Annotated in this window: 7 protein-coding genes; 6 read left to right on the top strand and 1 reads right to left on the bottom strand. The window is 50.4% G+C overall.

Going from position 1 to position 10,778, the window contains the following annotated elements:
• The 6 genes from ABGY95_RS02675 to ABGY95_RS02650 form a co-directional block, all read left to right on the top strand.
• Positions 1–792: hypothetical protein (locus tag ABGY95_RS02675; RefSeq protein ID WP_347440144.1), on the top strand; the 792-nt coding region annotated here is incomplete at its 5' end.
• A 76-nt stretch (positions 793–868) separates the two neighbouring features.
• The gene (locus tag ABGY95_RS02670; RefSeq protein ID WP_347440143.1) at positions 869–1,909 is read left to right on the top strand and encodes a 6-bladed beta-propeller; all 1,041 of its coding nucleotides are present in this window, start codon (positions 869–871) and stop codon (positions 1,907–1,909) included.
• A gap of 266 nt (positions 1,910–2,175) precedes the next feature.
• Positions 2,176–2,763, top strand: coding sequence for a hypothetical protein (locus tag ABGY95_RS02665; RefSeq protein ID WP_347440142.1), 588 nt, complete (start codon positions 2,176–2,178; stop codon positions 2,761–2,763).
• Between the two features lie 1,678 nt (positions 2,764–4,441).
• Entirely contained in the window at positions 4,442–5,494 is a 1,053-nt protein-coding gene (locus ABGY95_RS02660) for a ribonucleotide-diphosphate reductase subunit beta (RefSeq protein WP_347440141.1), read from the top strand.
• Between the two features lie 185 nt (positions 5,495–5,679).
• Positions 5,680–6,762, top strand: coding sequence for a ribonucleotide-diphosphate reductase subunit beta (locus ABGY95_RS02655; protein ID WP_347440140.1), 1,083 nt, complete (start codon positions 5,680–5,682; stop codon positions 6,760–6,762).
• A gap of 148 nt (positions 6,763–6,910) precedes the next feature.
• A complete protein-coding gene (locus tag ABGY95_RS02650) occupies positions 6,911–10,192 on the top strand; it encodes a ribonucleoside-diphosphate reductase subunit alpha (protein WP_347440139.1) in 3,282 nt (1,093 codons plus the stop codon).
• Between the two features lie 335 nt (positions 10,193–10,527).
• On the opposite strand, the gene ABGY95_RS02645 is transcribed toward ABGY95_RS02650, so the two are convergent.
• Positions 10,528–10,778: transposase (locus ABGY95_RS02645; RefSeq protein ID WP_347440138.1), on the bottom strand; the 251-nt coding region annotated here is incomplete at its 5' end.

Raw genomic sequence — 10,778 nt, 5'->3', positions numbered from 1 at the left:
CTCGATGATCGCGTTAAAATCTATAGTGATTCAAAGTTTATGGTGCAGTCAGTCTCATTGTTAGGAGATAAAATGATCGTCGTCGTGCCTCCGGAAATTCGTGAGCCTGGAGACATTCTTGAAGATGGTTCAGAGGTGATTGGCGGTGGGGCTGGGGGGCTAGATGCGCTCCAGTCTGATGCTGAATCGGTCGCTCGGGATGCGCGTAAACTGATGAAAGACGCTCGAACTTCTTTGCTCAAGTTCGACTCGGCACTCGATGACATCCGCGCCGTTTCCGGTCGCCTAAGTGACACCTTAGAGAAGGTAAATAATGGAGTTCTCGGTGATGATAATCTTGAAAATATCAAGCAATCGATAGCCAACCTCGAGGCCGCAACTACCAGCTTTAAAGATTTAGGGGAGGGGCTAGAACCTTCCGTGGAAGAGGTGCACGAAGCTATCGTTAGCGTGAAAAAAGCGGCGAACGCGGCCGAGCAAACCTTTGATGTGGTGAAGGCTGAAGTGGCAGAGTTCGGCCCAGCCATTAAAGAGCTCCCATCGACCATCTCGGAATTTCGTATTGCTGCCAGCAAAATTAGCAAATTTGTCGATACTGCCGACGCCACTCTCAATGGACTCAGTATAGGTGACGGGTTGTTAGGGACTTTGGTTGCCGACGAAGAAGTCAGCGAAGATACCAAGACATTTATTAAAAACCTCAAGCGCCATGGCGTGCTAGGTTACAAAGACGACTCTACCTATGACGAGCGAGATCCTAAGACTAGCCGCTATCGTGGGATACGCAGGTAGTTTTTTAGCTACCGGGGCTTGAAAGATCTGTGGTACAGCTTGCGTTTCATCTGCAGAATACTATTCTGCAGCACATATGATGAAACCTCTTCTTACCTCTGGATTTATTGGCTTAACTCTCTTCAGTTCCGCCCAAGCACATCAAGGCCACGAACAGCCTCCCAAAGCCAAAACCCTGACTGAAGTCGTCCGTACTGGCAATGGTACCTTCACCTACGAAAACGTACTCGACTGGGGCAAGCTCCCTGAGAATGCAAAACTTGGCCCAACTCACGGCGGGGTAGCAGTCGACAAGCAAGGTCTGGTCTACGTCAGTACCGACGGTGAAAAGTCCCTCTGTGTTTTCAAATCCGACGGAACATTTGTTAAGGCGATGGCTTCACCCGCGCAGGGCATCCACGGACTGCAGATAGTGACCGAGGGGGACAAACAATTCCTCTTCGGAGCCCAGCTCAATGCTTACGGCAAAAACAACAAACACCTTCGTGCAGTAAAACTCGATCTCGACGGCAACATCGTGATGGAGATCCCGAACGAGAAGACTGGCGAAATCACAGGTGGCCTCAAAGGGATCACCGGCATCGCTGTCGCTCCCGATAGCTCGATCTTTGTTAGCATGGGCTACGGTTCAAACCTCATTCACAAATTTGATAAAGAAGGGAAACTTATTAAAAGCTTTGGTGGCCGTGGCAATGATATTGAAAAATTTAAAACCTGTCACGGGCTGGGGATCGACACCAGATTCGGTGAGCCTCGTCTGCTCGTGTGTGACAGGGAAAAACGTCGACTTGTCCATTTAGATCTCGATGGTAACTGGATTGGCGAGCACGCCAGGAATCTCCGCCGACCATGCTCAGTCTCATTTCATGGGGACTACCTAGCTGTCGCCGAGCTCGAAGCACGCGTTGTGATTATCGACAAAAATGGCGCACCCGTTTCCTTTGTGGGAGACAACCCGAATAAGAAGCAATGGGCAAAGTTCGGTGTCGCTCCTAAAGATCAAAACCCTGGAATATTCTCGGCTCCCCACGGGCTCAGCTTCGATGCTGAAGGGAATCTCTATGTTCAAGATTGGAACACCACCGGCCGCGTTTCAAAGCTCACTCTGGTAAAATAACACGACTTCAAAATGGTTCATTGGATCGCAGTTCTTCAATGGCAGGGGCAGATCTCCGAGATGCCCGGCGGGGTTGGCTGGCAAAACATAAATCCATCCGATTAGCATTAAGCAGCAGGCTCACTCTCTGGAGTACTTAGGCTTGACGCAGTTCTAGAAGTTGGGCTGTGGCTCGACACAGGCGGCGCGGAGCAACCGTCCGTTTGACATAAATGTCGCCGTTAGGATCGCCAGAAGTCTAGCATTTCATTTCAGCTTGTGGTAGCATGACAGTAATGCCTAGCTACCATCCAGATCTCCAAACATTTCTCATTCCCTTGGCGGAACGGGGTATGACTTTGCGCGATGCCTTGGCAAAGCTGGAAGCGATTGGTAACAAAGCCTCGGAAGTTCCCTGGATTGTCCGACTGATGGAGAATCCATGCTTCTCATTCACACCCTTCAGCATGTTTAAAGGGAGAGTCAGCCTGTTCCAACACGACTGCATTCACCTCTTGTTAGGACGCGGCACGAGCTTGATGGATGAGGCGTTCACTATTGGTTTCACCATGGGGTCTTCTCACGCCATGAGTACCACGGCATCCAAGGTGTTTGGCTATGTTGCTGGCCATTGGTACCCGAAGGCCTATCGATTTCCCGTGCACGCTCACAAGGTATACGCCGATGCTGTTCATCTTGGTATGATTTCAAATTGTCAACCGCTGGAGGAGATAGACTACCGCCCATACCTTGACCAGTCGCTCAAGCAAGTGCGTGAGGAGCTAGGGATGGAGGTAGATTTGCTTGATAGTTACTACCGTCTGGAAGCTGCTCGTAACCCCCATGTGGAGGCTAGCCAACGGTTTTGTACTTAGCTCCTTGCTATTCCTCGGTCAGAAGGATCGCACGGAAATTCATCAAGGCTGGTTGGAGTTTTGGTGCATTGCTCGGAGCTAGCTGGAGTGTTTGCGTGCTGGTAATTGTAGAGTGAAATGATGCAGGCGGAAGGGCTGCCTGAAAATCTGCCCAGCCACCAGTTTTGGGAACACTGGCACAAAGCTTTAGGCTGAAGACCGAGAGGCTAAAGTGCTTTACATGTGCAAGAGTATAAGAGCTTTGAAGTATAACGCCAGTAGCGAGTAATTGTATTCAGCATAGTGTGCCATTGCGGGTTCGTGGAAGCGTTGTTTCATTGGTCTATGTTGCTCTTTTTCTTGTCGTAGACTGCAGAACCATCGGTATTGACCTTGCTCGCCTGGAGGCTTGTCACGGTACCAAGATCAGAACTGTGTGCATCCGCTGCAGAGATGCCGATGACCCACTTGTATCGCTACGGTGCCAGCTTACTCGGTCGCCTCATCCGCAGCACTTTTAAATTTTTCTGAATCATTTGCACTAAGGCACCTATAGCTGCTTCGTGATCGACTGGATGTTAAGTTGGGCATCAATGCACTGTCTCAATGATGTGCTTATCCAGCCTAAGGTTGTCTTTAGTGATGCGCGTGGCTTACTTCTTCGGCAGATTTCTTCATCGGATTTCATGAAAAATAACCATGCGTCGCCATTTTACTAGTGGTGCGGGTTTAGCTTCTATTCTGTATACAATACACCTGATTCTTGCGTAGTTCATGCAGCTCATCTTAGGAGAATTAGCTCTCGATCTTAGTCACCTGATCGACCTTCACATGATTGGGCTCTTCGCCAATTAGCAACCAGCTCTTGCGCACATCTTTTAAATAGGCTTTGTCTCCCTGTGAATCGTACTACAGGCCTAAGACTTGAAACTCTTACTAGCCTTGAAACCACCATGCCTGTGCTACAGTGCCAAGTCGGCCGCTGCACCGCCCCCTTAAATCTCGAGTCACCAATCAACATCGAGTGCGTCGAGTATAGCGTATATAATTTATTTTAGATAGTAAAATCATGGTCTTATCATCATTGTTGGAGTGTAGCGATGCCCATTCTTTGCCATGACTGGCAAGCCAGCCTAAAAGCTAAACATTTTTTTAGAAGGATCTCATTTGACAAAGTCGCTACACTTTCTCTCGTCTTATGATTACTCAAGGTTCTGCCAAGGTTCACCGCGCAGTCTCATGTTTCGTAAAATCCCTCGCACTTATTATTTTAAAAATAAGATCATTGAACTATGGGGGGTATGGTTGTTTTTTAGGCTGAGCTAAATGTCCGGGAGAGCTAATTTTAAAAATTAACCCGATTGTTCGACTTCATCTAACAGATGAATCTTTTTTTGTAGCGCAAGACACTGTAGCTCGCTGGATTGATTGAGCAGTACTAAACCCTCGATAAACCTAGAACTTGCAAGGATTAGCGACAAGGCCAGCTTTTATCCAAAATTTCCACCAATCACTAAAAGTACAATATATTGTATTGTTAATAATTTGTGAATACCATATGATGCAAAATGGCGTTGACCTTTGAGGGGTACTTGCTGCATATTCGCCACCGTGTCAGCAAGGGGCACAAAAGAGTCCGGAACGGCTGATTGAACCTCCGATTCAACTCCCTCAATTTCATAGAATTTACTCACACATAATGTCTACCACCACAGTAACTCTCGGAAATCGTACCTTCGAAATCGACGAGGCCAAGGCACAAGAAGCTTACGCAGCGAAGAAGGTCATCAACGGCCGCGACACCATGTTCTTCAACATTCTCCCACTCAAATACCAGTGGGCATACGATCTCTACACGGAGATGAAGAACAACCACTGGGAGCCTGAGGATATTGCGCTCCGCGGTGACGCAGCACAGTGGGCATCCATTTCGGAAGACAACCAGCAGGCAGTTCATATGCTACTCGGTTACCAAGCATCCTCCGGTGAAATCACTGGAGCTGAGGAAATCTATGCCATCCGCGATATCGTCACGGCACCTGAGTTAAAGCTCGTTTTCGGCCGCTACGTGCATGAACAAAACACTCAGCAGGACGTTCTAGTTCACATCTTTAGTTCACTTTCGCTCGACCCACTCGCCTGCACCAACGTCTTCTCGGAAGCTGCTACCAAGGTCAAAGCTCTCACTCTCAAGCACATGGCCGAACTCGACCGTGGTGTCGACATGACCCAGCTTGCCAACAAGCAAGCCTTCGCCAAGAACACCTTCCTCTTCAGCCAGTGCATGGAGGGTCTCCAGTTCTATAGCCTCTATGCTGTCGTTCTAGAAATGGGACGCACTGGTAAGCTCACCGGCACAGCCGAAATTCTCTCCAGCCTCCTGCGCGATGCCGGATTCCGTTGTGAACTCTTCCGCAAGCTCTTTTCTGAGCTCAACCAAGAGAACAACGACATACGCACCGACGCATTCGATGCCGAGCTTGTCGCCCTAATGGATGAAGCAGTCGCCCTTGAAAAAGCATTCATCCGCGACTATCTTCCCGGAGCATCCAGCGTAGGACTCGATAACGACATTCTCGACAGTTACATCGACTATGTAGCAGCTCGACGACTCGCAGCATGTGGCCTCGGCCCAGCAGCAGACTTATCACCACTCCCATGGCTCGATGAAGTCTTCTTCCCCAGCGGAGCAAGCCAAGCCAACGCCACCACCACCCAAACACAAACTGACTTCGCAGACGACGAACTTTAGTTGCTAGTACGACATTTTACGAGTTCAGTTTTCAGTGTTCCGATTCAGCACGAAGAAACAAAGCGATAACTCTAGGAGTCATAGCCCAAGTCGGAATACCGAGCACCGAACACCAAATATACTTTCTTACTACCCAAGGTTTCATCAACTTAGTCTGAACTCTGAAAACTGAACACTTCTTCCACATGACCACCACTCCACTAGGCGACGCCACTATCACTATCGACTCTGCAGCTGCTGTGAATATTCTCTCTAGCAAACGCGTTATAAATGGAACCACTCCATCGGGATTCGGACTCGCTCCGCTCAAATACGAATGGGCGTACGAGATTTACAAAACAATGCGCGCCAACCACTGGGAGCCAGAAGATATCCCGATGCAAAAAGATGTCGAGCAATGGCGCAGCGATGAGATCTCAGACGTTGAACGCTGGATCATCAAGATGGGTATCGGCTATTTTTCCGCAGCAGAAGGCATCGTAGGCGACAACGTCATCCACGTCATCCGCGAGCTAGTTTCAGCACCTGAGCTCAACCTCGTTTTCCGCCGTCACGCTCACGAGGAGAACATCCACGCTGATTCACTAGTCTACATGGTTTCCTCACTCGGAATCAACCCGCACGAGTGCGAGGCAATGCTCGAAGACATCCCGACCATCAAGGACAAGACTGACTTCGTTGTTTCCAACAGCCGTGGCCTCCGCCGCGACATGGACATGTCCAAACCCGAGAGCAAGCAAGCGCTCGGTCGTAACATCTTCATGTTCGGTCAGGTGATGGAAGGTACACAGTTTTACGGCCTCTTTGGTATGATCCTCAGCCTATACCGCCAGAATAAGTTTCCAGGTATCGGCCAGATGTTCCGTTACACACTCCGTGACGAATCCAACCACATTGAGCTGCTTCGCAACCTCCTCATGGATCTCGTCGACGAGAATCCTGAAATCTGGACTGACGAATTTAAAGAAGATCTCCGCGCGACAATGGCCGAAGGCATCCGCCTAGAAAAGGCTTTCATTCGCGACTGTCTCCCAGTAGCAGCCGTTGGCCTCAACATGGTAGAGTTCGAGCAATACATCGACTTCATCGCCGACCGTCGCCTCACAGCATGTGGTCTAGAGCCACTCGTCGAAGGTGGCACCTCCAACCCATTCCCATGGCTCGCCGAGATGATGGACATCAAGAAGGAACAAAACTTCTTCGAAGGCCGAGTCACAGAATACCAGAAAGCATCCGCACTAGGAGAAATCGACGACGATGATCTTTAGCGAAGCTAAAGGAGTGATCAGAGTGAAGAGCAAAGTGAGAAGTTTCATGTAGCCAAGCAACTCCTCACTTCTAGGTTCCATCAACCGAGAACTTCATACTTCTCACTTCTCATTCAAGATAACCAAAAAAACACGCCACTCTTATACAATGTACCGTAACTTAACCTTAGAAGAAGACGTTGCTCTGAAAAACGTCGTTACTCTTCCTCGCTCTCAAAAACCTGACTTCGCTTGGCGCGATCAGCTTTCTGCTCCATCAGCAAACGTTCCACAAGTCATCGTTGTCAATGGCTCCACAGAATCTGAGCTCTCACTCGAAGACGTAGCCGACACCATCGGTGGCGCACTCACTGATCTACTTCTTGCACGCCAGTTGGAGGAGGATAGTATTTTCAACGATGAGAACCGCCACTTTGTATCTGGCGTCGCACACAGTGTTGCCGAGTCACTCATTGAGCAAGTCATCGACGGTGGTAAGCTCAAGCTCACTCAGAACGATCTCTATCTTCTCATCGAAAAAGCACTGATCGAGAACGATGCACACGACGTAGCGAAATCCCTCGTCTTCAACCGTTCACTTGCTGACAAAGGCTCTATCGAAGTTTCCGCAATCTCCAGCGAGCCATTCACAGTACGCCTCATCCGCCGCAACGGCAACGTCGTTCCTTGGTCTGAGACCAAGATCGAAAACGCAGTCCGTCAGGCATTCCTCACCATGAAGCTTGATGCCTCACCGGCAGCAGCAGTCGCCCACGCAGTGACCGAGCGCGTACGTACTGAGGAAAAAGCATTCATCCACATCGAAGACGTCCAGGATATTGTTCAGGAAGAACTCATGCGCCAAGGTCATTTCAAGATTGCTGCGCACTACGTCCTCTACCGAGCTGAGCGTGCATCCACGCGCACTGACGAAGACGCACTTCCAGTCGAAGACCCACAGCAGGATTCCATGGTGGTCGTCACCACTTCCGATGGAAATTCCATCTTCTGGGACGGCACTGAGCTCAAGAAGCGCATTCAGTTTGCCTCCATTGGCCTCGACCTCTGCCTTTCGGAAAATGACATCGAGCGCGAACTCCGCCGCTCCATCGGCACCGAGATCACCGCAGATGGCCTGCAGAAGACCATCACGCTCAATGCCAAGACACTCATCGAGCAAGACGCTGACTTCTCGAAGTTTGCTGGCCGCATCCTCCTTTCCTACATCTACGAAGAAGTTCTCGACTGGAACATTCTGCGCGATGGCATCGAAGGCCTCAAAGCTGCTCACGTCACCGCCTTCAAGGCCTACCTCAAGCACGGTGTCAATATCAAGCGCCTCAGCCCAGAGCTCATCGACGGCCGCTACGACCTCGATCAGATCGCCGACGCGCTCGACCCTACTGCTGACCTCGACTTCGACTTCCTCGGTATTCAGACACTCTACGATCGCTACCTCGTGATCGACAAAACGGGTGACAAACAACGCCGCCTCGAAGTGCCACAGTTCTTCTGGATGCGTGTCTCCATGGGCCTCTTCAAAGAAGACGGAGCTAACAAGCAAGACTGGTGTGTGCGTCTTTACAACCTCTACAAAGGTCGTCGCTTCTGTTCCTCCACTCCGACACTTTTTAACTCCGGGACACTCCACAGCCAGCTTTCCTCCTGCTACCTCTACAAGGTCGACGACTCCATTGAGTCAATCATGCAGCGTGGTATCGCAGACAATGCTTATCTCTCCAAGTGGGCTGGAGGCCTCGGTGGTTCATGGACCGCTGTGCGTGGTACCGGTGGTTACATCCAGGGCACCAATGGTGAATCCCAGGGGGTTATACCATTCCTTAAGCTCCATAACGACCAGCTCGTTGCAGTCAACCAAGGTGGTAAGCGTCGCGGATCTGGTTGCGCCTACCTTGAGACATGGCATAATGACATGGAAGACTTTTTAGAGCTTCGTAAGAACACCGGTGACGAGCGTCGCCGCTGTCATGACATGAACACAGCGAACTGGATTCCTGACCTCTTCATGAAGCGCATGGAAGCTCGCCAAGACTGGACACTCTTCCGCGCAAACGAGACGCCAGACCTTCACGACCTCTACGGCAAGGCATTCGAGCGTCGCTACGCTGAGTACGAGCTGATGGCAGAAGAAGGCAAGATCTGGGGACAGAAGCAGCCAGCTATCGAAATGTGGAAGAAGATGCTCAAGATGATCTTCGAGACAGGTCACCCATGGATAACATTCAAAGACCCGTGCAACCTCCGCTCACCACAGGACCACGCAGGTGTCATCCACTCATCGAACCTCTGTACTGAGATCACACTCAATACATCCGACGAAGAAACTGCGGTGTGTAACCTCGGCTCAGTAGTGCTCGACAACCATATCCGCGAAGATGGATCGCTCGACCACGACATGCTCAAGGAGACCATCACCGTCGGCATTCGAGCCCTGGACAATGTCATCGACATCAACTTCTACCCGACTGATTCTGCCAAGACTGCGAACTCTCGCCACCGTCCTATCGGAATGGGTGTCATGGGGCTGCAAAATGCACTCTACAAAAAGAACCTAGCCTTCGCATCCGATGCCGCTATCGAGTTCAACGACGAGTTCATGGAGGCCATCGCATACTACGCATACGGCGCTTCCTCCGATGTTGCTGCTGAGCGTGGTACCTACTCATCCTACAAAGGCTCCAAGTGGGACCGCGGTCTCATGCCTCAGGATACAGTCGATATCCTCGAGGACGAGCGAGGCGCGAAAGTCGAGGTCCCTCGTGGTAACAAGATGGACTGGACGCCAGTGCGCGAAAAGATTGCCAAGAACGGCATGCGTAACTCCAACGTTCTTGCTATCGCGCCGACAGCGACTATCTCCAACATCATGGGCACCACTCCATGTATCGAGCCGAACTATAAGAACCTCTTCGTGAAGTCCAACCTCTCAGGAGACTTCCTCGTACTCAACCGCCAGCTTGTCACAGACCTCAAGAAAGAAGGGCTTTGGAACCGTGAAATGCTCGACCAGCTCAAGTACTTTGATGGTGAGCTCGATGAGATCAACGAAATCCCAGAAACAATCAAGCAAAAGCACCGCACCGTCTTCGGCGTCCCATACCAGGCTGTCATCGATGCCGCAGCACGCCGCCAGAAGTGGATCGACCAATCCCAATCTGTCAACCTCTTCATCGCTGTCCCTGACATCAAGACTCTCTCTCACATGTACCGACGTGCATGGGCCACTGGTCTCAAGACCACCTATTACCTCCGCTCACAAGGTGCATCAGGAATTGAGAAGTCCACTATCGACACGAAGAAAGCAACCCGCGGTGTGGCAGCTAGTTCTGTGGCCAAGCGTCCACCGAAGAAGCAGCACAGCCCAGCCGAAGTACAGGCGTGTTCTCTCGAAGCAATGATGAATGGTGAAGAGTGCGAGGCTTGTCAGTAAGGTCTACTAGATACCATTAAGTTGTACTACGCAAGCCCCGTCACTAATGTGCTGGGGCTTTTTGTATACCAGCTGTGGCACAGCTGCCCGCAAGCATTTATTCACCGCAGTAGATTGAATGTTATGCATCTTCTCCACTCCATCTAGCGGATCAATAGATCGCCTTGGCGACGGGAATAGCCAAAACTGGGGATGTCCCTCAGATCGTTAAAAGTAGGTTGAGGTTGGCTGCTTTCTTTATCGCTTTGCTGCCGTCTCGATCTGCCAGTAAGGGCTTTGCTTCTCGAAAATCGACTCATCGATTCTGAGATGCGATCTATTAATGGGGCGGTAAATTAGGCAGCATAGGATATTTTTGATGAGTTGAAATATTTCTGAATCCTCGTCGGCCTCTTAGCCAAACTCCTGACTTGAGTTTTAACCTGCTCCTTGAATTTTCCTTTTCCTCGAAGTGATGGTCGCTTGCTTAGCTCGGACTTCAGGTCCCGATTGAAATACTCATCAGGGTTCAAGTCTGGGCTATAGCTTGGTAGATAATGGATTTCGAGTTTGTCCTCTCGACTAGCCACCCATGCCTTCACGACTT

The sequence above is a fragment of the Rubritalea sp. genome (assembly GCF_039830215.1).
In the GTDB taxonomy this organism is placed as follows: domain Bacteria; phylum Verrucomicrobiota; class Verrucomicrobiia; order Verrucomicrobiales; family Akkermansiaceae; genus Rubritalea.
This window is presented reverse-complemented; position numbering and strand designations above follow the sequence as displayed.